At 63.9% G+C, this 20528-nt stretch carries 22 protein-coding genes and 1 pseudogene; 8 read left to right on the top strand and 15 right to left on the bottom strand.

Annotated elements, in window-relative coordinates:
* Positions 1-45 precede the first annotated feature (45 nt).
* A pseudogene (locus AAC640_RS14050) lies at positions 46-488 on the bottom strand (DDE-type integrase/transposase/recombinase); the annotation flags it as partial.
* Positions 489-1083: 595 nt separating this feature from the next.
* Between AAC640_RS14050 and AAC640_RS14055 the strand changes: the two are divergent.
* Positions 1084-3033 (top strand): DUF4838 domain-containing protein, encoded by a 1950-nt coding sequence (locus tag AAC640_RS14055; protein ID WP_340267313.1) that lies wholly within the window; start codon positions 1084-1086, stop codon positions 3031-3033.
* A 9-nt stretch (positions 3034-3042) separates the two neighbouring features.
* Here AAC640_RS14055 and AAC640_RS14060 read toward each other — a convergent pair whose 3' ends face one another.
* Positions 3043-3498 carry a YaiI/YqxD family protein gene (locus tag AAC640_RS14060; protein ID WP_340267452.1) on the bottom strand — a complete coding sequence of 152 codons (456 nt, stop codon included), beginning with the start codon at positions 3496-3498 and terminating at the stop codon, positions 3043-3045.
* A gap of 74 nt (positions 3499-3572) precedes the next feature.
* Here AAC640_RS14060 and AAC640_RS14065 point away from each other — a divergent pair, with 74 nt between their 5' ends.
* From AAC640_RS14065 to AAC640_RS14095, 7 genes are all read left to right on the top strand, one after another.
* Positions 3573-3767 carry a DUF4169 family protein gene (locus tag AAC640_RS14065; protein WP_340267315.1) on the top strand — a complete coding sequence of 65 codons (195 nt, stop codon included), beginning with the start codon at positions 3573-3575 and terminating at the stop codon, positions 3765-3767.
* 621 nt (positions 3768-4388) lie between these two features.
* Positions 4389-4910: a hypothetical protein gene (locus AAC640_RS14070; protein WP_340267318.1), complete on the top strand. Its 522-nt coding sequence runs from the start codon at positions 4389-4391 to the stop codon at positions 4908-4910.
* A gap of 152 nt (positions 4911-5062) precedes the next feature.
* Positions 5063-6280 carry an argininosuccinate synthase gene (locus AAC640_RS14075; protein ID WP_340267320.1) on the top strand — a complete coding sequence of 406 codons (1218 nt, stop codon included), beginning with the start codon at positions 5063-5065 and terminating at the stop codon, positions 6278-6280.
* A 136-nt stretch (positions 6281-6416) separates the two neighbouring features.
* Positions 6417-7073, top strand: coding sequence for an EF-hand domain-containing protein (locus AAC640_RS14080; protein WP_340267322.1), 657 nt, complete (start codon positions 6417-6419; stop codon positions 7071-7073).
* A 70-nt stretch (positions 7074-7143) separates the two neighbouring features.
* Positions 7144-7863, top strand: coding sequence for a response regulator (locus AAC640_RS14085; RefSeq protein ID WP_340267324.1), 720 nt, complete (start codon positions 7144-7146; stop codon positions 7861-7863).
* A complete protein-coding gene (locus AAC640_RS14090; protein WP_340267326.1) occupies positions 7860-9206 on the top strand; it encodes a sensor histidine kinase in 1347 nt (448 codons plus the stop codon). The genes AAC640_RS14085 and AAC640_RS14090 overlap by 4 nt, the downstream gene beginning before the upstream one ends.
* 104 nt (positions 9207-9310) lie before the next feature.
* The gene (locus AAC640_RS14095) at positions 9311-9874 is read left to right on the top strand and encodes a DUF4337 domain-containing protein (RefSeq protein WP_340267328.1); all 564 of its coding nucleotides are present in this window, start codon (positions 9311-9313) and stop codon (positions 9872-9874) included.
* Between the two features lie 48 nt (positions 9875-9922).
* Here the strand turns inward: AAC640_RS14095 and AAC640_RS14100 are convergent, their stop codons facing one another.
* From AAC640_RS14100 to flgB, 13 genes are all read right to left on the bottom strand, one after another.
* The gene (locus tag AAC640_RS14100) at positions 9923-10978 is read right to left on the bottom strand and encodes a flagellar motor protein MotB (protein WP_340267330.1); all 1056 of its coding nucleotides are present in this window, start codon (positions 10976-10978) and stop codon (positions 9923-9925) included.
* 3 nt (positions 10979-10981) lie between these two features.
* A complete protein-coding gene (gene motA, locus AAC640_RS14105) occupies positions 10982-11845 on the bottom strand; it encodes a flagellar motor stator protein MotA (RefSeq protein WP_340267332.1) in 864 nt (287 codons plus the stop codon).
* Positions 11846-12042: 197 nt separating this feature from the next.
* Complete coding sequence (locus tag AAC640_RS14110; RefSeq protein ID WP_340267334.1) at positions 12043-12888, bottom strand: flagellin; 846 nt, start codon at positions 12886-12888, stop codon at positions 12043-12045.
* Positions 12889-12900: 12 nt separating this feature from the next.
* Positions 12901-14235: a flagellar hook-associated protein FlgK gene (gene flgK / locus AAC640_RS14115; protein WP_340267336.1), complete on the bottom strand. Its 1335-nt coding sequence runs from the start codon at positions 14233-14235 to the stop codon at positions 12901-12903.
* Entirely contained in the window at positions 14232-14564 is a 333-nt protein-coding gene (locus tag AAC640_RS14120) for a rod-binding protein (protein WP_340267338.1), read from the bottom strand. The genes flgK and AAC640_RS14120 overlap by 4 nt, the downstream gene beginning before the upstream one ends.
* Entirely contained in the window at positions 14564-15661 is a 1098-nt protein-coding gene (locus tag AAC640_RS14125; protein ID WP_340267340.1) for a flagellar basal body P-ring protein FlgI, read from the bottom strand. The genes AAC640_RS14120 and AAC640_RS14125 overlap by 1 nt, the downstream gene beginning before the upstream one ends.
* A gap of 17 nt (positions 15662-15678) precedes the next feature.
* Positions 15679-16356 (bottom strand): flagellar basal body L-ring protein FlgH, encoded by a 678-nt coding sequence (locus tag AAC640_RS14130; RefSeq protein WP_340267454.1) that lies wholly within the window; start codon positions 16354-16356, stop codon positions 15679-15681.
* Positions 16357-16364: 8 nt separating this feature from the next.
* Positions 16365-17153: a flagellar basal-body rod protein FlgG gene (gene flgG / locus AAC640_RS14135; RefSeq protein ID WP_340267342.1), complete on the bottom strand. Its 789-nt coding sequence runs from the start codon at positions 17151-17153 to the stop codon at positions 16365-16367.
* Positions 17154-17210: 57 nt separating this feature from the next.
* Positions 17211-17954: a flagellar basal body rod protein FlgF gene (locus tag AAC640_RS14140; protein WP_340267344.1), complete on the bottom strand. Its 744-nt coding sequence runs from the start codon at positions 17952-17954 to the stop codon at positions 17211-17213.
* 37 nt (positions 17955-17991) lie between these two features.
* Positions 17992-18855: a flagellar hook-basal body complex protein gene (locus AAC640_RS14145; protein ID WP_340267346.1), complete on the bottom strand. Its 864-nt coding sequence runs from the start codon at positions 18853-18855 to the stop codon at positions 17992-17994.
* Between the two features lie 42 nt (positions 18856-18897).
* Positions 18898-19557, bottom strand: a complete 660-nt coding sequence (locus tag AAC640_RS14150; protein ID WP_340267348.1) for a flagellar hook assembly protein FlgD — start codon at positions 19555-19557, stop codon at positions 18898-18900.
* On the bottom strand, positions 19554-19964 hold the full coding sequence (gene flgC, locus AAC640_RS14155; protein WP_340267350.1) for a flagellar basal body rod protein FlgC: 411 nt from the start codon (positions 19962-19964) through the stop codon (positions 19554-19556). Before flgC ends, AAC640_RS14150 begins: the two co-directional genes overlap by 4 nt.
* Positions 19965-19966: 2 nt before the next feature.
* A complete protein-coding gene (gene flgB, locus AAC640_RS14160; protein ID WP_340267352.1) occupies positions 19967-20338 on the bottom strand; it encodes a flagellar basal body rod protein FlgB in 372 nt (123 codons plus the stop codon).
* Positions 20339-20528: the final 190 nt, after the last annotated feature.

The following is a 20528-nucleotide window of genomic DNA, read 5'->3' on the forward strand; positions in this document are numbered from 1 at the left end:
AGATCAACGCCATGACACGTGGTCAGTCGTAAGCACGGGTCAGACCTTCCAGACTGCATGCATCTTCTCACAGTCGTAACAATTGCCCTTGCCACTCATCGATGGACGCAGGCCATAGGCCTGCAACTTCTTCTGATAGTCATAAGAACAATATTGGCTGCCGCGATCCGAATGGAAAGGGCAGCCTTCCGGAAGCTGGCGCAGGCGCACCGCCATATCCAACGCCCTGATCGCCAAATCCTTGTTGGCTCCGCCGCCCTTCGGGTCATCCTGTCGCTGACAGCCCAACCCACGACACGCCGGCGATGCAGGTCGAGGATGACGGCAAGGTAGAGCCAGTCCTCGGAGGTCCAGATATAGGTAATGTCGCCGGCCCATTTGCGGTTGGGAGCATCGCCGGCAAAATCACCGTCCAGCCAGTTTGCCGCGACACCCAGGCGATGGTGGCTATCGGTGGTCACCTTGTGCTCGCGTAAGCGTGGCGCCGAGGCCGCCTTGCGCGGTCGCGGGATGAAGGGCTGATTGCCGCTGGGATAGGGAGCGGCACAATGGATAGCGAGATCGAAGGTGGACCGGCGAGCGGTCATATGAGTGGGCGAGCCAAAGAGAATTTGGCTGGTTCATGTAGTTTATGAGAACATAACAAGAAACGATTCTGCAAGAGGCGTTGCGGTAGTACGATCTTCCCGGGTCTAGACTGCGCCACGCCCTAACCGCGCACCAGTTCAAGCAGCGGGTCGGGGAATGGCAATAGGGGGTGGCTACAGGTCGCTTTGAAGCCCGTTTGATTGTTTTGCAGCCAACAACTAACCGATTGGCACGAAAGGCAACGAATTTACCTCGTTTTGCTCGGAAAGCCCTATAAAACTGCCAAAAACTGATGCCTTCCAAGCTTGTGATGCGGGTTCGATCCCCGCTACCCGCTCCACCGTCATCTTGCGGCAGCATCGCGCCGATCCAGTCACGGCTATTTCGATATATCGGGGTCCCCCGCTTGGGCAATGGCACTGCCAAGGCCCTCAGCCTATGGTCGCGGCCGGATTTCAGCGCCGCAACAAACCGCGCATGAGCGGAGATTGGCTTATGAAGCAGGGCATCTCGCGCCGCGTCTTTTCGCTTGGGTCCGCCGCGGCGCTGCTTTCCGCGCAGGGCAGGGGCATGGCGGCAGCGGCATCGGGCGGCGCGCCGATCGACAAGATCAGGCTGCCTATAGTGGTGACTCCCGATGCACCGAAGGACTCCGTCGTTTATGCGGCCCAGGAACTGGCTGCCCATCTGGAAAGGGCGATCGGCGCCCGGCCTCTTATTTTTCCGGAAGCCCGGGTGGCGGAGGAGGGGGACGGGCACGCATTCATCTATCTTGGCGAGACAGGCTTCGCACGCTCGGCGGGATTGAACGTCGGGGACCTGCCGCCCGAAGCCTGCCAGCTTCGCACTATTGGAAACCGTCTGGTCATCGTGGGACGCGACGGGCCGGGGGACCCGCTGGATTCCGACGTTTCGGCTGGCACCCTGTTCGGCGTCTATGACGTGCTGGAAAAATGGCTGAAGGTCCGTTGGCTCTGGCCCGGGGATGGCGGGACCCTGGTTCCGAAGGTCGCAACGCTGATCTTGCCGCAGCTGGATGAAATTGTGGCGCCCGCCTTCATGCAGCGGCACGTGCGGATCTTCAAGCCGGACAGGGCAGGCCATCCCGAACTGGGATTTTCGCCGTCGGTTGCGGCCGACTTTCTCGCGGCGCAGCGGGTCTATCTGAGGCGGCATCGCATGGGCCGGCGACAGCGCATAGGCTATGGCCACGCCTTTGGCGACTGGTGGGCCCGCTATGGGGAGCAGCATCCCGAATGGTTCCAGCTTGTCGATGGCAAGCGCGGCCCGGTAAAGAAAGGCGGCCGCTATTCGATGTCGATCGCCGAGCCGGGGCTGCACGAAAAGATCGTCGCCCTGTGGCGCGAGAAAGGTGGCGCCGCCGCTCCGGCGAGCTTCATCAACGCGGTGGAGAATGATATTCCGGGCCTGTGCGAATGTCCGCTCTGCAGGGCGCTCGACAGTCCTGCGCCGCCCGATTATCTGACATTCGTTCCGCCCCAGTCGAAGATGGCGCGCACGGCGTTTGTAACGGACCGTTATGCGCGGTCCTGGCTCGCCATCCAGAAGCTGGCCGCGCGGGAAAATCCCGATGTCACCATCGTCGGCTATGCCTATGCCAATTATTTCGTGCCGCCGACATCGGGTGTTCGACTGAACCGGAACATCCTGATCGGCTTCTGTCCGTCCGGCTGGTTCTACCCGCGCCGGCCGCAGGTGCAGGAATGGATGAAGAAGCAATGGCGAGGCTGGGCCGGCACGGGCGCTCGGGTCTTTCTGCGGGTGAACTATTTCCTCGATGGCTATTGCATGCCGTTCATCTTTGCCCATCAGTTCGCCGATGAATTCGGGAACGCTGCCCGGAACGGGCTGGTCGCCACCGATTTCGACTCGTTGACAGGGCAATGGGCGACGCAGGGGCCGACGCTTTACCTCATGATGCGGCTCCAGAGCCGGCCTGATGCCGACCCAGACACCTTGCTGGAGGAATATTACGCAGCGTTCGGCAAAGCGGCGGCGGATGTGAAGGCGTATTTCACGCAGTGGGAGGCCTATGTCGCCAATCTTGGCCCCGGGCTGGACCAGACGTTTCGGGATCGGGATGCGTCTCGCTGGAAAAGCTGGGCGAAAGCGGCGGCGGCCGTCTATCCCGAAGCCTGTTTCGCGCAGGGTGAAGCGTTGCTGGCCAGGGCGGCGGCCAGCGTATCCGGCGATCCGGACGCATCGGAAAAAGTGCGGTTCCTGCAACTGGGCCTGGAGCATGCAAAGCTCTGTTCCCGCGTGGCCGGCGATCTCACCCTGAGTCCTGATGGCCCGCCCGACCAAAGCAGGGGCAGATCCAGCTTGGACGCGCTCATCCGCTTTCGCCGGACGCATGAGCGCCTGTTCATAGCGAATCTGGACCATTGTGCGTGGGTCGAAAGCGAAAGCTGGCAACTGTCCTGAACCACCCCGTCATCGCCTTAGTCGCACCACCGTCTCATCCAGCACCGACAGGAAGCGCGAGCGATCCGCCTTGCCGAAGGGCGCCGGTCCCCCGATGCTATCGCCCAGTGCGCCGGCGCGCAGATCCGCCATGATGGCTCGTACCGCCACCGCATTGCCGATGGACGCACGGGTGAAGGGCTTACCGGTCGGCGCTATCACGGCGCCGCAGCCGGCCTTGAGGCATCGATCCGCCAGCAATATGTCGGCCGTGATGATGATGGACCCCACAGTCACATGCTCCACGATCCAGTCGTCCGCGGCGTCGAAGCCGTCGCTCACGACAATGCGCGAGACGAGCGGATGGGCCGGTACGCGGATGGGGGAGTTGCTGACCACGACGACGGGCACGCCATGGCGCCAGGCGACCTTGTAGCTTTCGTCTTTTACCGGGCAGGCGTCGGCGTCTATGAGGATCTGGAGCATCGGAGGGCTGTAGAGGGTCGCGCGGAAAAAGAGGAGGGCCTGTACCTCAACCGCCCGTGTATCAAGGAGCATCCATGGCCGACATCATCAATCTTAGGCAGGCGCGCAAGACGCGGGCGCGGGCCGACAAGGCGCGGCAGGCTGAGGCCGATCGCGCCCGCTTCGGCCAGACCAAGGCGGAGCGACAAGCGCGTATTCAGGAAGAAGAACGAGCCGACCGGCAATTGGAGGGAAAGAAGCGGACTGGGTCGGAGGAGGATTCACAATAGAGGCAAAATGGTGAGGCAATAGCTCAGCGATATTCCGTCTCGTTCAAGATGAACGAATATTAATTCAGGCCTATTTCATGACGATTCGCCGGATGATCGGGGCATTTCGTCCCGAATATGAACCTGGTTATGCGTTCGATCGAACGGTTCGGTGGTTAAGCTTGGGCTATGAGAGGATATATTCACGCCGTTCGCCCCGCCGGAGCCGCGATTGCCGCTGTTCTGGCCCTTGGTTCCACCATGGCAGGAGCGCAGGACGCCCCCGCCGGATCGGCCCCCATAATTGTGCCGCCACCCGTCGTCACGGCCCCTGCGCCGACGTCGGCCGATCCTGCTTCCACGCCAGCGCAGCAGATGGTGCAGAAGACGCCCTCCGTGGAAGAGAGGTTGGCGGCAGCAAGAGCCGCGTCGGAAGCTGAAAGCGCTGTTCCTGCGCCGGAGACTTCTTCGCGCCGCGAGGCGCGCGCGCCACGAACCGAACCGTCTGCGCGGCCATATCGATCCAGCCGCGCGGCTGAAGCTTCGCCCGCCCCCGCCGCTCCACCACGCGTGCCGACCGCGCAGATGCGCGATGCCGCTCCGACTGGAGCCACCGAGGCCAGGGTACCCGCTGCTGCACCAATGGCCACTTCCGGGCGGCAGGAAACCGCCTCCCGCGCGGCGGGGAACGGCCAGGATCCAGCATTGCTCTGGGCTGCGGGTGGCGGCCTGCTGATTCTGGCCGGCCTCGGCGGCGCGGCGGTCATGCGTCGTCGCAGGCGGCTGTTGGATGATCGGGAAGACTGGACCGGCGTAGCGGTCGAGAGCCGTGCGGACGACATCCCCGCGGCGCCTGTCGAGCCTGACCCCGCGCCTCGTTACTCGATGGCGTCGCCGTCCGTCCCCATCAATGCCGGCGCAACCCTGCAAGACATGGTCGCCGCCCCGCCGACAGCTGAAAACCCGTTCCGTACGCACAAGAGGCGCTTGGCGCGGGCAAGATTCCTGCTGGCTCAGGAGGAACGGCAATCCGCCGCGCGGCCTGCCCCCGTCGAGACAACCCTGCCGCCCCAGACCATTCGTACCGAGCCGCAGACGCAGACCGTCTATCGGCTGGGCTCCGGTCCGGGAAATCGCCTGGGATACAAGCCGCAGACCCGCTGACGGGAAGCGACGCCGATCGAAGATGAGGGGCGATGGTACCATGCCGTCGCCCCGCGCAGGCCCAGCTGCTCGATTCGGTTGCACTTGGGGCCTACCCCTGATACCGGCGCGCCGGTAATTTCGCGCCAGTTTGAAGGAAGGTCGCTCCGCCCATGTCCGATAAGATCAACCGCATTGTCCTGGCCTTCTCAGGAGGGCTGGACACCAGCGTGATCCTGAAATGGCTGCAGCAGACCTACAGTTGCGAGGTGGTGACCTTCACGGCCGACCTTGGGCAGGGCGAGGAGCTGGAACCCGCGCGGCAGAAGGCCAAGCTGATGGGCGTCAGGGATGAGCATATCTTCATCGACGACCTGCGCGAAGAATTTGTGAAGGACTATGTCTTTCCGATGATGCGCGGCAATGCGCTGTATGAGGGGCTGTATCTGCTCGGCACGTCGATCGCCCGTCCGCTGATCGCCAAGCGGCAGATCGAGATCGCGCGGCAGGTGGGCGCGGACGCCGTGTCCCATGGTGCGACTGGCAAGGGTAATGACCAGGTCCGTTTCGAACTCGGCTATTATGGCCTTGCGCCGGATATCAAGGTGATCGCGCCGTGGCGCGAGTGGGACCTGACCAGCCGCACCCGGCTGATCGAGTTCGCGGAGCAGCACCAGATCCCGATCCCCCGCGACAAGCGCGGCGAAAGCCCCTTTTCGACCGACGCGAACATGCTGCACACCTCTTCGGAGGGCAAGGTGCTGGAAGATCCGTGGGAAGAAGTGCCGGACTATGTCTATTCGCGCACGGTGAATCCCGAGGACGCGCCTGACGCGCCCGAATATATCACGATCGATTTCGAGCGCGGCGACGGCGTTGCGATCAACGGCGTCGGCATGAGCCCGGCAACGCTGCTGGAAACGCTCAATGACTATGGCCGCAAGCATGGGATCGGCCGGCTCGATCTGGTCGAGAACCGCTTTGTCGGCATGAAGTCGCGCGGCATGTATGAAACGCCCGGCGGCACCATTTATCACCTCGCTCATCGCGGCATCGAGCAGCTGACGCTGGATCGTGGCGCGGCCCATCTGAAGGATGAACTGGCGCCCCGCTATGCCGAGCTGATCTACAACGGTTTCTGGTTCAGCCCGGAGCGCGAGATGCTGCAGGCGGCCATCGACCACAGCCAGGAGAAGGTAAGCGGTACCGTCCGCCTGAAGCTCTACAAGGGCGGCGTCCAGGTCGTTGGCCGCAAGTCGCCCTATTCGCTCTACAGCGAAAAGGTCGTGACCTTCGAGGACGATGCGGGCGCCTATGACCAGCGCGATGCGGCGGGCTTCATCAAGCTCAACGCGCTGCGGCTGCGATTGCTCGGCAGGCGGGACGGTTGAGGGAAGGCGCCTCGCGGTTACAAATTGCGACAGTTTCGCCCGTGACCTGACATAGTTGCGGGACAAGTCTTCCCCATAAGGCGTTGCAGGGACGGCGGTGCCGTTCGCTTGAACTCCGCGAAAGGAAGACTGGAAGATGATCCGCAAATTTCTCGGCACCGTTGGCGTAGGTGCGCTGCTGGTCGGCGGGCTGGCTGCATCGCACCTCGCCTTGGCGCAGCCCGATCGTGACGGGCCGGGCGGCCGGCAGGGCGCGATCATGGCGATGGTCGACGCCAATCATGACGGCAAGATCAGCAAGGCGGAACTGACCGCCGCGCTGAACGCCCGCTTTGACAAGCTGGACGTCAATCACGACGGCAAGCTGACGAAGGAAGACCGCGAACTGGCGCGGCAGGCGCGGCTTGAAGAGCGCTTTGCAGCGCTCGATACCGATCATAACGGGCAGATCAGCAAGGCCGAATTCCTCGCCGGCCATCAGGGACGCTTTGGCCAGCGTGACGGCGATCGGCCGGACCGCGGCAAGCATGAAGGTCGCGGCTTTGGCCGGGGCGGTCATCGCGGCTTTGGCGGTGGCATGATGATGCGCGGCGGTGGCGGCCCGATGGGCGAGGCAATGAAGGATGGTGTGGTCACCCGCGCCGAGTTCATGGCTGGCCCGCTCGCCATGTTCGACAAGGCGGACAGCAACAAGGATGGCTTCGTCACTGCGGACGAAATGAAGGCCGCCCGCGATGCCATGCGCAGCGCCTGGCAGGCTCGCCGAGGGGCGGAAGCGCCCGACCGGAACTGATCCGGAGAGGAAGGGCGCAGACCCGGCCTTCGCCCTTCCAAGCTTCGGCAAGTCGTGACAAGAACCCTGTATGAGCGAAAAGCCCCATCTGCTGCTCGTCGACGACGAGCGATCTATCCGCGAGCCGCTGGGGCAATATCTGTCCCGCAACGGCTTTCGTGTCACGGCGGTCGAAAGCGCGGTCGAAGCGCGGCTGCGCCTCAATGCCAACGCGATCGACCTCGTCGTGCTCGACATCATGATGCCGGGGGAGGACGGACTTTCGCTGTGCCGCCATATCCGCGAAACCAGCGATATTCCCGTCATCCTGCTGACCGCGAAGTCGGAGGAGACAGACCGCATCGTCGGGCTGGAGATGGGCGCGGACGATTATGTGCTGAAGCCTTTTTCCCCACGCGAGCTGGTGGCGCGGATCAAGGTGATCTTTCGCCGCGTGGCGGCCGGCGGCCAGCGCGTAACCGCGCCCGATGGCGCAACCTACGCCTTTGCCGGCTGGCTGCTCAAGTCGCAGGAGCGCACGCTGGTCGACAGCGAAGGCGTGGCCCTGCCGCTATCGACCGCCGAATATAATCTGATGCTGGCTTTCGCGACGCGGCCCAACCAGGTGCTGAGCCGGGACCAGTTGCTGGACATCACGCAGGGGCGCGAGGCCAACGCCTTCGACCGGGCGATCGACAACCAGATCAGCCGGCTGCGCAAGAAGATCGAACCGGACCCCAAAAACCCGACACTCATCAAGACAGTCTGGGGCGGGGGCTACACATTGTCGGCGGATGTAAGAAAGCTGTGAGACGGATTCGCCTGTGGCCGCAAAGCCTGGTCGGTCAGATCATCATGCTGGTCGCGATCGCCCTGTTCGTTGCGCAGGCGATCAATTTCGGCCTGCTGCTGCGCGAGCGGAACCGGCTGACGCTGATGGCGCAGACGGCTCCCGGCGTCTATCGCATCGTTGACGCGCTTGATGGGCGCGCCGATCGCCGACGCAAAGACGGTCGGCCGCGCGCATATTTCCAGGATATGGCTCCCCGCCTGGCGGGCGACAGGCGGCCGGAGGTGGAACGCCGCGCGCTCGCCATGTTCGCTGACATCGGCCTCAACATTCGCGCAGTCCGGGTCTTCGAGGACAGTCAGGCGGCGCCGCTGCGCCGCTGGGAAAGTATTCGCATTCGCGCGCGTGGCGAGCTTCCGCCGGGCGGCCGCATCCGGCGCCTCATCATGGCCGCTGAATATCAGCCGGGCCAATGGGTGGTGACGCAGGCGCGCATCGGCGATAGGTCGCCGCGCTTTGGTGGTTGGTTGATGGGGCAGACGCTCATCCTTTATGCCATCGTACTGCTGCCCTTGCTGTGGATGGGGCGGCGGCTGGCGCGGCCTTTGGGGCAGTTGACCCGGTCCGCCCAGCAATTCGCGGCCAGCGGCGTCGCGGACCCGGTGGAGGAGCGCGGGCCAGGCGATGTCCGCGAGCTGACGACCGCTTTCAACGCGATGCGCGGCCGCATCGTCGCCATGCTCGACGAAAAGGACCGGATGCTGGGCGCGATCGGCCATGACCTGCGCACGCCGCTCGCATCGCTGCGCGTGCGCACCGAGTCGGTCGAGGACGAAAGCGAACGGGCGCGCATGTCCGAGACCATCGACGAGATGAACCGGATGCTGGAGGACATATTGTCGCTGGCCCGCGCCGGACGCAGCAGCGAGCTGCTGCAAAAGGTCGACCTGTCCGCCCTTGCCGACGCGGTGGTGGAGGATTTCATCGAATTGGGATCACCGGCGCAGATGGCGGACAGCGATCGCGCGGTTGCGTCGGTACGGCCCCGCCAGATCCGCCGGGCGCTGCGCAACCTCATCGAAAACGCCATCGTCTATGGCGAGCGCGCGCATGTGTCGGTGGAGCGGGGGGACGGCGCGATCCGGCTGGTGGTGGCGGATGACGGTCCCGGCATCGCCGAGGACAGGATCGCGGAAATGATGATGCCCTTCACCCGGCTGGAAGGATCGCGCAATCGGGAGACGGGCGGGGCTGGGCTGGGCCTCGCGCTCGTGCGTGCCATCATGGCGGAGCATGGCGGGTCTTTGAAGCTTGTCAATCGGACCCAAGGTGGCCTGGAGGCGAGCCTGGTCCTGCCGGTCTGACGGGCCTGTCGCCATTCTGCGCTGCCGCCCCCCTTAAATATAATTAACTGGCGTTTCCCTGTCTCCATCGCAAAAAGTCCGGTCGTCACGCGAAGGGTGTCCGCATGGAACTGGAAGTCAGCGCAGAGGCGAAGGACAAGGCGCTCAATCGCAAGGTGGCGATGACCGTCGTCATCCTGTCCGTCGCCATGGGGCTGGGCAACATCAAGGACGGCAACATCGTTCAGGCCATGCAGCAGGCCAAGGCGGACTCCGTCGATCGATGGGGCGAATATCAGGCAACCAAGACCAAGTGGCACATCGCCGATACAGCGCGGGCTGAAATCAGCGTTATGGCGGGCGAACGGCCAAGCGCTGCGGTCGCGAAAACGCTGGCGTCACTGGACGCAGAGGTTGCCAAATATCGGACCTCAGCACCGCAACTCGCCAAGCAGGCCCAGGATCTGGCGGCACGCTATGACGCCCTCAACGTCCATGACGACCAGTTCGACGCAAGCGAGGCATTGATTTCCACCGCCATATCGGTCGCTGCCGTCGCCGCCCTTGCCGAAAGCTTGGGCACGCTGACCATGGCGTGGGTGCTGGGCGGGTTCGGCCTCTTCATGGGTGTGTGCGGCTTTGCCGGGTGGGGATTTCACCCCGACATTCTGAGCAATTTTCTGGGCTGAGCGGGGCTGGGTCAGGGACCCGCCGAAGCCGGCGCTTCGTTGGGCAGATCAATGTTTGCCCGGCTTGCTCGATGTCCCAGGCGCCGTCGGGTTGATCAACTGCGCCCCCTCGGGAAGGCCGGTGCCGCCCAGATCGAGCTTCTGCGCCTCGGCATGGGCGACCTTGACCGGATCGTCGCGCTCGCGGATGGCGGCCTTCGTGGCTGCGTCAGGAGCTTCCTCGTCGCTTCCGTCCCGGCCGCCGGGTGTCCAGCCCAGCACGATGGACATGCGCCGATTGCGCGGATCGTAGAGATTGTCCTTCGCGAACGGCTCGCGGTCCGCGACGCCTTCGATCCGGGCGAACCGGTCATTGCCGATGCCGCTCTCGCTCAGCGCCTTACGGGTTGCTTCGGCGCGGGCGGAAGAAAGCATCCAGTTGTTCATCGTCTGCCCCGCGCTGTACGGCAGGCCATCGGTATGGCCGCGCACGATCAGCGGGTTGGGCATGGTGCGCACGACGCCAGCCACTTCCGTCACCAGCGCCCGGGCCTGCGGCAGCAGCCGGTCGGTGCCCATCGCGAACATCGCGAAATTGGCTTCATCGATCAGGTCGATGCGAAGCCCTTCGCGCGTTTCCGTGAAGCGGATGTTGCGGCGCAATTTCGCCAGGGCCTTGTTGCGGGCCATGCGCGCTTCCAGTTCCTTCTTCACCGCCTCGAACTTGGCGCGATCGGCGGCGCGGGTGGCCTTGCCGCCCTGATCCTTCGTGCCGGTGGCGTCGCGCGGAATGGTGATGGCCAGATTACCCTGGCCGCCGGTGGTGGGATAATTTTCCTTGCTGACCATGGAGTCGCCGCCGAACAGGCCGCTTGACCCCGCAGAGGCCATTTTCAGTTCGACCAGCGTGGGCGTGAAATAGTCGGCCAGGCCCTTGCGCTGCTTTTCAGTGGTCGCGCCCAGCAGCCACATCAGCAGGAAGAAGGCCATCATCGCGGTCACGAAATCGGCATAGGCGACTTTCCACGCACCGCCATGATGACCGCCATGCCCTTCGACGATGATCTTCTTGACGATGATCGGGCGAGGTTCGGGTTCGTTCGCGCCGCGTTTCTTGTCCGCCATGGCTTATTTGCCCCGCATACCGTCGAACACCTCGGCGAAGGCCGGCTGGTTTGCATGGGTGAGGCTGGACCGTGCGGCCTCAATCACCAGTGGCTGCGGATGGCCGTGCAGCGAGGCGATGATGATCTGCTTGACCACATGATACATTGACCCGTCCGCTTCGATCACCGCGCGGCAGCGGTTGGCGAAAGGATTGACCATGCCGTAGGCGAGCAAAACGCCGAGAAAGGTGCCGACCAGCGCCGAACCGATCATGCCGCCCAGGATCGCCGGCGGCTGGTCGATCGCGCCCATCGTCTTGACCACGCCCAGCACCGCCGCGACGATGCCGAGCGCAGGCAGCGCGTCGGCGAGACCCTGGAGGTTGTCCGCGGGGCGCAGCGCTTCGTGGTGATGGGTCTTGAGCGCGTTGTCCATTACCTCTTCGACCGCATGCGGATCGAGTGTGCCCGAGGAAACGACGACAAGGCGCAGCGTGTCGCTGATCAGGTGGATCAGCGTCTTGTCGCCCATCAGGCGTGGATATTCGGAGAATATGGTGGAACTGGCCGGATCCTCGATATGGGGTTCCAGCGCCACGGGTCCCTCGACGCGCAGTGTCTTCATCAGGCGCGAGACCAGGAAGATGCAGTCGAGAAAGTCCTGCTTCTTGTATTTGGGGCCTTTGAAGACCTTGCCAAGGCCGCCGCCCAGCGCCTTCAGGTCCGCACCCGAGTTGCCGATGATGAGCGCCCCGACGGCGGCGCCGCCGATGATGATCATCTCATGGGGCAGGGCATGGAGAACAGGACCGATATCGCCGCCTGTGAAGATGAACCCGCCGAACACCATGGCGAGCAGCACGACCAGGCCGATAATTGCGAACATGTCTATCCCCGAAAATTCTGCCCTGGGGGCCCCTGTGGTCGCGCCTGCATGGCGCCTCGATCGATGGTTAATACGGATTGGTTAGCGCGAGGTTTAGGACGCCGTATTTTTCTGCTCTCGGTGCGCTGCCGTTGCCGGGCACAGGGCCGTCGGCCCAGCGCGCGCCGGGACGATCATGGGCGAAAGCGCGAGCCGCCTTATTTGATGAGGTCGAACAGCGTTTGCTGGTTGATGCGGGCGAAGGCCGACTGCGCGGCATCGAGTTGCAGCAGCTTGCTCTTCACCGAAGAGATTACCTGCGAGAGGTCGGTCGATTCGAGGCCCTGCCGCCGTTCCGCAAGGTCCAGATCCACCGTCGTCAGCCGATCTCCGATCGTGCTGAGCCGGTCGCCACGAACGCCCTGCTTGGCCTGTTCGATGACGAGGTGCCCCTGACCGGCCTTGATCCCGTCGAGCGCCGAGACGAGGTCTGCGTCCGTGCCGCTTTGCAAGGCCGTGAGGCTCTGGCCCAATATGTCGTCCAGCGATTTGGGTGTGCCGCCGACATCGATGCCTTCCGACACGTCCTGGCGCGTGCCGACCACGGCCAGGTTAAGGCCACGGCTGACCGGTACGAGCACGCTTTGCGTATCGTCGAACACAGGCACCCCTTGATAGTCAGTCTGTGTCAGCAATGATCCAACCGTCGTCCGGATCGTCTTCATTTCCTCAACGATGGCAGAGCGGTTGGAATCGTTGAGCGACCCATTGCGCGCCGAGGTGACCAGTTCCTGCGCGCGGACCAGCAGCGTGTTGATCTGCTGCAGATTGGCTTCCGCGTTGGCCGCCCGGGTGGATCCATAATTGACGTTCGCCTGCCAGGCGCCTTGCTGTGACTGGGCCTTGCCGATCTCGGACACTTGCACCCAGGCGAGCGCGTTGTCGGACGGCTTGTTCAATGTGATGCCCGTCGAAATGGCGGTCTGGCCTTCGACGATCGACTGTGAAAGTTGCTGCTGCCGACGGATTTCAGCGATCAGCGTCTTGTTGGTGATGCCTACCATGGGTCAGCCCTTTCAGATGATCTGCAGGATCGCGTCGACGGTTTCCTTGGCGATCTGCAGGATTTTCGCCGATCCCGAATAGGCCTGCTGAAGCCGCAGCAGGTCGGCCGCTTCCATGTCGAGGTCAACGCCGCTTACCGCTTCGCGCGCGGCGACGGCCTGATCGCTGCGGCTTTGCGCGGTGGTCTGTTCCGCCTTGACCGACGACAGCAGGTTCGCCTGGGTCGCGATCAGCGACGTCCAGCCCTGCTCGACGCTGCCATTGCCGCGCAATGTCGTCCCCACCGTCAACAGATTGCCGTTCAGCGTGCCATCCGATGACTTGGTCGCAACGGCCGAGGGATCGGTGATCAGCGCGGTCACGCTGGCCGCGGTTGTGCCCGAAAGGAGGGGGCCGCCGGCAGCGCCCGCGTCCGTCAAGCCCTGCGCATGCCAGGCGTTCATGTCGGTTACGAACTGCTGCGCCAGCGTGTCGAGCGCGGATCGGCGCTGCGCCGTGGTGGCCGCGGCGGAAAACAGCCCGCCAAGGGTGCCGTTCGACGGAGCAGTCAGCGCCGCTCCCCCGCTCGTCGCCAGCGCCAGCGTGCCATCGGCATTGGCCGTCACCGCCAGCGTCGTCGCGCTTGCGCCCTGCACCAGCGTCTGTCCGTTGAAGCTGATTTGCGCCTGGTCATGAGCGCCGAAGCTGATGTCGACGTTGAGGTTGGCCGACAGGGCGCTGAGCGCGGCGTCGCGGCTGTCGAGCAATTGGGCATAGGCGGACGTGCCGGGCTGCGAGCGCAGCAGGCTGTTGTTGATGTCCGCAAGCTGCGACAGGGACCGGTTGATCGTGGCGGCAGACGCTTGGGCTTCGGTTCCGATGCCGGCGGAGACCTGGCCCAGATCCGCCGAGGTGCTCTGAAAAGCTTGGGCGACCCGGTTTATGCTGTCCAGCGTAGTGACCCGCAGTGAACGGTCCGTCGGACTCGCCGATAGCTTGTCGAAATTCTGGAACATCGTCGTCATCAGCTTGCCGACGCCGGTGTCCGTGTCATTGAGCGCGCCTTCGATGTCGCTCATCCAGCGCAGGCGCGCGGTCGAATTGCTGAGCGCCATGCCGGTATAGCGGACTGTTGCGTCGAGATAGGGGTCTGACGCGCGGGTGACGCCCGCAACCTCGGTTCCGCCGAAATTGGCGCGCGAGATATAGGTCGCCATCGTCGCGGTGGAGGACCCGGATTCCACCGTCGTCACCGACCGTCGGGAATAGCCCTCGGTACTGGCATTGGCGATATTCTCCGATACCGCCGCCATCGCCTGGCGATAGGCTTTCGTTCCTGACGCGCCGATGATGAACAGGTCGCTCATGCGCCCTTATCCCTGGGCGAGGCAGAGGGGGCGGTGGCGCTCAAGCCGGCGGCTGTGCTGCTGCGGCCTCCGAACTGGCGCAACAGCATTTCGGCGATGCCCAGGCTGCCTTTTTCCGCCATGGAATCTGCGGTGCGTGCGTCGGCCATGTCGCGGAACTGGTCGCTCGCGCTCGAATCGAACAGGCCCTCGCCCTGCCCGGCCTGACGCATGGTGCCGATCATCTGACGCAGGAAGATCGCCTCAAACTGCCGTGCGGCCTGCTCCAGTTGCGCCTTCTGTGGCGATGGGCTGCCTTGCGTGCCGGGAGAAATCGCCTTGATTTGCATCACAATACCACCAGTTCAGCCTTCATTGCGCCCGCCTGTTTCAAGGCTTCGAGGATCGCAACCATGTCGGCAGGTGAGGCCCCGATGGCATTCACCGCCTTCACTATATCGGCCAGCGATGCTCCACCTTTAAAATTAATCATCGGTTTCTTTTCCTGGTCGATCGAAATCGAGCTGGAAGGCTCGACCGCCGTCTGCCCCTGGGAGAAGGGTGCAGGCTGGACGACGCGGGGCGATTCATTGACGCTGACCGTGATCTTTCCGTGCGCGATCGCGGCAGGGTGGATCTTGACGGCGCCGTTGATGACGACCGTGCCGGTGCGCGCGTTGACGATCACCTTGGCGGCGGCGTCGGCGGGCGATACCTCGATATTCTCGATCATCCCCATCATCATGATGCGGCTCTGCGCGCCCGGCGCGGCGTCGATCGTCACCGAAACGGCGTCGGTCGCGTGCGCGCGCTGGTCGCCGAAAGTACGGTTGATGCCGTCTGCAACGCGCAGCGCGGTCGTGAGGTCGGCCTCGGCGAGGTTGAACGTCAGCGTCGGTGCGGTGTCGAAGCCGGTCGCGACCGCGCGCTCAACCGTGGCGCCGCCCGGAATGCGGCCGGCCGACGGGATGTTGACCGACACCTGGCTGCCATCGGCGCCCGAAACGCCGAGGCCGCCGACGGCGAGATTGCCCTGTGCCATGGCGTAGATTTCATTGTCGGCGCCACGCAGCGGGGTCATGATGAGCGTGCCGCCGCGCAATGACTTGGCCTTGCCCAGTGCCGATACGGTGACGTCCAGCATCTGGCCGGGCTTGGCAAAGGCGGGCAGGTCGGCGGTGACAAGCACGGCCGCCGCGTTCTTCAGCGCCGGATTGATGCCCTGCGGCAATGTCAGGCCGAAGCGCGAGACGACGCCCTTCACACCTTGCGTCGCATAGTCGAGGCTATCGTCGCCCGTGCCCGCAAGGCCAACGACGATGCCATAGCCGGTCAGCTGGTTGGGCCGGATACCCTGGAAGGTGCCAAGGTCCTTGATCCGTTCGGCATGGGCGGGAAACGCCAGCAGGCTGAGCAGGATCGCCAGGAAGCGGAAAAGGCGGGTCATGGCTCGGCCAGTCTCCATCAGAAGGGGCTGATCATAGAGAAGAAGCGCTGCAGCCAGCCCTGGCGGCTTGCGCGGGCGATTTCGCCCTTGCCGGTGTAGATGATCTTGGCGTCTGCCACACGGGTCGACGCGATGCGATTGTCCGGCGTGATATCCGCCTGGCGGACCAGGCCGCTGATCTGGATGAACTCGTCACCGCGGTTGAGCGTCAGCGCCTTTTCACCCTTCACCAGCATCGTGCCGTTGGGATAGACCGCCGCGATCGTCACGGTGATCTCGCCACTGAGCGCGTTGGACTGGGTCGCGTTGCCCTTGCCAGTGAAACCCTGATCGCCGCTCGCGCCGATGTCGGTGGCGGAGAAGAGCTTGGACAATGGTCCCGTGCTGGGCGGGGTCAGGCCGATATTGCCGGTGCGGCTTGTGTCGGCGCTATTACTCTTGGTGGCCTGCGTCTTTTCGACGAGCACGATGGTGATGATGTCGCCGACGTTCTGCGCCCGCGCGCCGCTGGTGAGCGGGGTATAACCCATTGACGCCTGGAAAATGGAGCCATTCGCCGGCGCCGCGACGGGCGCGGCCACGACGGCAGGGGCAAAAAATTGCCGCTCGGCATCGCGCTTTTTGCCGGCCATTGCCGGCGACCCGGCAAAAGCCATTAACGAAATGGCGAATAAGGACGTCGCAGCGGAGCGCATCGTCAACCTCACAGCTGCTGGTTGACGTACTGGAGCATCTCGTCGGTCGCCTTGATCATCTTGCTGTTGACCTCGTAGGCGCGCTGGGTCTCGATCATATCGACCAGCTCCTCGACGACGTTGACGTTGGACGTTTCCAGACTGCCCGAACGGATGACCCCGCGGCCGTCAAGCCCGGCCACGCCCACCTGGGGCGTGCCGCTGGCCGCGCTTTCGGCGAGCAGGTTGCCGCCGATCGGCTGCAGGCCGGCGGGGTTCATGAAGCTCGCCAGCTCGACCTGCCCCAGCTGCGTGGGTTCGCTCTGGCCCTGAAGGGTCGCGGTCACGGTGCCGTCATTGCCGATCGTGACACCGGTCGCGCCCTGGGGAACCGTGATCTGCGGGATGAGCGGCATGCCGTCGCTGGTGACGACGACGCCTTCGGCGGTGGTGCTGAAATTGCCCGCCCGGGTATAGGCGGTGCTGCCGTCCGGCCGCTGGACCTGAAAGAAGCCCGAGCCTTCGATCGCCATGTCGAGAGCGTTGCCGGTTTCCTGCAACGTACCCTGGGTGTTGATCTTGCTGGTGCCTTGCATCGCGACGCCCGAACCCAGGTTCAGGCCGGTGGCGAACTTGTTCTGGCTGTCCGAATTGGCGCCGGCCGCCACCATCTGCTGATAGGCGAGCGTTTCGAAGTCGGCGCGGTCGCGCTTGAAGCCGGTCGTATTGACGTTTGCCAGGTTGTTGGCGATTACCCGCATCTTCGTATTCTGTGCGTCAAGCCCGGTCCGGGCGACGTGAAGGGCTGCGTTGCTCATCGTGTCTCTTCCTCAGGAAGTCAGTCTTGCTGCATGAGAAGCAAGGTTCGTGCCAAATTAACCATCAAGCCGCATGAGCGACGCGCCGCCGTCATCCAGTTCCTTGGCGGTGTTGATGAGCTTCACCTGGGTTTCCCAGGCACGGCTGGCCTCGATCATCTGCACAAGCGCGGAAGTGGCGTTGACGTTCGATCCTTCGAGCGATCCGCCGGTGACGGTCGCAAGCGGGTCCTGCGGCAGCGCACCGCCATTGACTTCGCGGAACAGGCCGTCAGTGCCCTTCGCCATGCTGGAGCCGACCGAGCTGACGAGCTTCAGCGCGTCGACCCGCTGCGGGTTGGATGCTTCGCCCCCCTGCGGCACGCCCCAGATGCTGCCGTCCTGCGCGATCGAGACGCTGTCCATCGCGGGCAGGGTGATGGGGCCGCCCTCTCCCAGCACGGGGAGGCCGTCGCCGGTGGTCAGCAGGCCGCTGTCGGAAACCTTGAGGTCACCGCGGCGCGTATAGGCTTCGCTTCCGTCCGGGGCCTGGACGGCGAGCAATGCGTCGCCGTTCATGGCCACGTCCAGCGGATTGCCGGTTTCGCTGACCGCCCCTTGCGCCATGTCGGAAGCGATCACCTGTTCGGACTGTTGCGCCCGCGTGTCGAACCCGTCGCCCTTGATCCAGCGTGTCTCGGCATTGGCGATCTCCGCGCGGAAGCCAACCGTGTTGACGTTCGCGAGATTGTTGGAAATCGCCGCCTGCCGCGCCATCGCGCCGCGCATCGCGGTAAGAGCCGTGTTGACGAGCCGGTCCATGGGTCTGTCCTGTTATTATCGGCGGGCCTGAGCGCTATCAGGTGCGCATGTTGACGATGGTGGTCGACAGCGTGTTGGCCGCTTCGATCGCCTTGGAATTCGCCTGGAAGTTGCGCTGGGCCGATATCAGCTGGACCAGTTCCTCGGTGATGTCGACGTTCGACCGTTCCAGCGCGCCGGAGCGGACAGCGCCGTAAAGGCCGCTGTTGCCGAGGCCGAACATCGCGTTGCCGCTGGACGAGGTCGCGGTCCAGTGAGCATCGCCCTGCTGGCGCAGGCCTTCCTGGCTGTTGAACGCGGCCATGGCGATCCCGCCCAGATACACGGTGGTGCCGTCAGCGTAGACGCCGGTGATCTTGCCTTCTTCCGACACGCCGACGCTCGACAGCTGGTTGCCGGTGCCGTTGGCGGGCCAGTTGGTCGGGACCTGAAGGTCGACCAGCGCCGAGCTGGACAGCGTGCGATTGGTGATCGCGGTCTGGTCGGCAGCGGAAGGCTGGCCGGTTACCGGGTCGAGCGCGACGACCTGGACGCGGGCGCCGGTCGTGTCGACGGCATAGCGGTTCTCATCGACCGAAAAGGCACCGTTGCGCGTGTAGCTGATCTGGTTGTCGCCGGTGCGCTTCACGGTGAAGAAACCTTCGCCCGTGATGGCGAGGTCCAGCGTCTTGTCGGTGGTTTCGATCGTGCCCTGCGTGAATTGCTGGCTGATGCCCAGCGTGCGCACGCCTTGCCCCGCGACCTGGGTGGTCGTCTGCATCGGCGCGGCGGCGAAGATGTCGCCGAACACGGCCTTGCTCTTCTTGAAGGCCGTCGAGTTCACGTTCGAGACGTTGTTGGCGATGGTCGAAAGGTCCGACTGCGCGGCCTTGAGACCGGAAAGCGAGATATAGAAGGACATGGCGTTGCTCCTTGGGTGATAAGGATGAGGTGCGAGTGAAGGTTAGGCGAGTGAAAGGGCGTCGTTCGGACTGTAGGTGCCGAGCGGGGTGATGAGTTTGGAGGCGCTGCCGTCGGCGGGTGACTGGACCGCGGCGATCGTGGCCCAGCTTGCGACGCGAGTGGGCGAGGCGCCGTTGACGCGGATCCTGAGAGCGTCGGTGGCGACCATGTTGCCGCTTTCGTCCTTGCCGTCCCAATAGAAGTTGGTGTCTCCGGCGGGGCGGTCGCCCAGACTGATGGTCTTGACGACATTGCCGCCGCCATCGAGCAGGTCGACCGTGGCGCCGCTGGTGGCACCCGCGAAGCTGACCTGTCCGGTATATTGTCCGGCCGCGTCGGGAGCGACCAGGTTGCTCTGCACCAGCATCGACTTGCCGATCCAGCTGGCCGCATCGCCCAGCCTGGAGCCGCTCATTTCCGAAGCCAGGCTTTTGAGCGTCGCGTTCATTTCCGCGATGCCGCTGGAATTGGTGATCGTCGCCATCTGCGAGACCATCTGGGTATTGTCCATCGGCTGGAACGGGTCCTGCGTCTGCATCTGCGCGGTGAGCAAGCGCAGGAAATCGGCCTGGCCCATTTCCGACTTGCCGGTGCCGACATTCTTGTAGGGATTATAGACGGACAGCCCGGCGCTGTCGGTGACGGTTGAAGTCGTGCTCATTTGCCGATCCTTATGGTTTCGAGCATCAGCGATTTGGCGGTGTTCAGCACCTGAACATTGTTCTGGTACATGCGGGCGGTCTCGATCATGTCGACCAGTTCCGCGCTGCCATCGACCGCAGCTTCCCATACATCGCCATTCTTGTCGGCGAGGGGGTGGTTGGGGTCGTGGCGTTTGGTGGGCCTGGCGTCGGTGGTCAGGATATTGGCGACCTTGACCGTCGAGACGCCGGGCTTGTCGGTGACCGATTCGAAAACGGGCTTTATCGCGCGATAGGCCTGTGCCTCGCTGCCCGTGACATTGCCGGCGTTGGCCATGTTGGACGCGGTGGCGTTCAGGCGCACCAGCTGCGCGCTCATGGCGCGGCCGGCGATGTCGAAGACGTTCATGGGACCCGAGCCGCTCATGCTCATTCTCCCTTCAGCGCGCGTGTGATGGTGTTGATGCGGCCCTCAAGGAAAGAGAGGGTCGTGCGATATTTGACGGCATTTTCAGCGAACAGCGTCTGTTCGGTGCTGAGTTCGACGGTGTTGCCGTCCAGGCTGGGCTGCAACGGGACGCGATAGCCCATGCTGTCGTCGACCGCCTTGGACACGTCGGCGACGGAGCCGCCCTGCTGCTGGGCCGTCGCTTCCTTGAGCGCGGACTCGAAATCGATGTCGCGCGCCTTGTATCCGGGGGTCGAGGCGTTCGCGATGTTGGACGCGAGCAGGGAAAGACGCTGGGAGCGAAGCGCCAGCGCCTTTCCATGTATCCCGAACAATCCGTCTTCCAGCGACATATGTCCCATTCCGTTTTTTTGGGCGGAGCCCCTAAAATCTGACCTTCACCTGCCGTTCTGATGCCTGAAGGCGTGAACCGCGGGTGATCCGAAGTGATATCAGCAAGAGCCGTGCCAATTTGCGTGGGTGACGCATCGGCAAGACTCGAAATTGCGGGATTCCGGGGATCGGCGGGGTGGAAACGGCAAG

The organism is Sphingobium mellinum, assembly GCF_037860795.1.
GTDB lineage: Bacteria > Pseudomonadota > Alphaproteobacteria > Sphingomonadales > Sphingomonadaceae > Sphingobium > Sphingobium mellinum.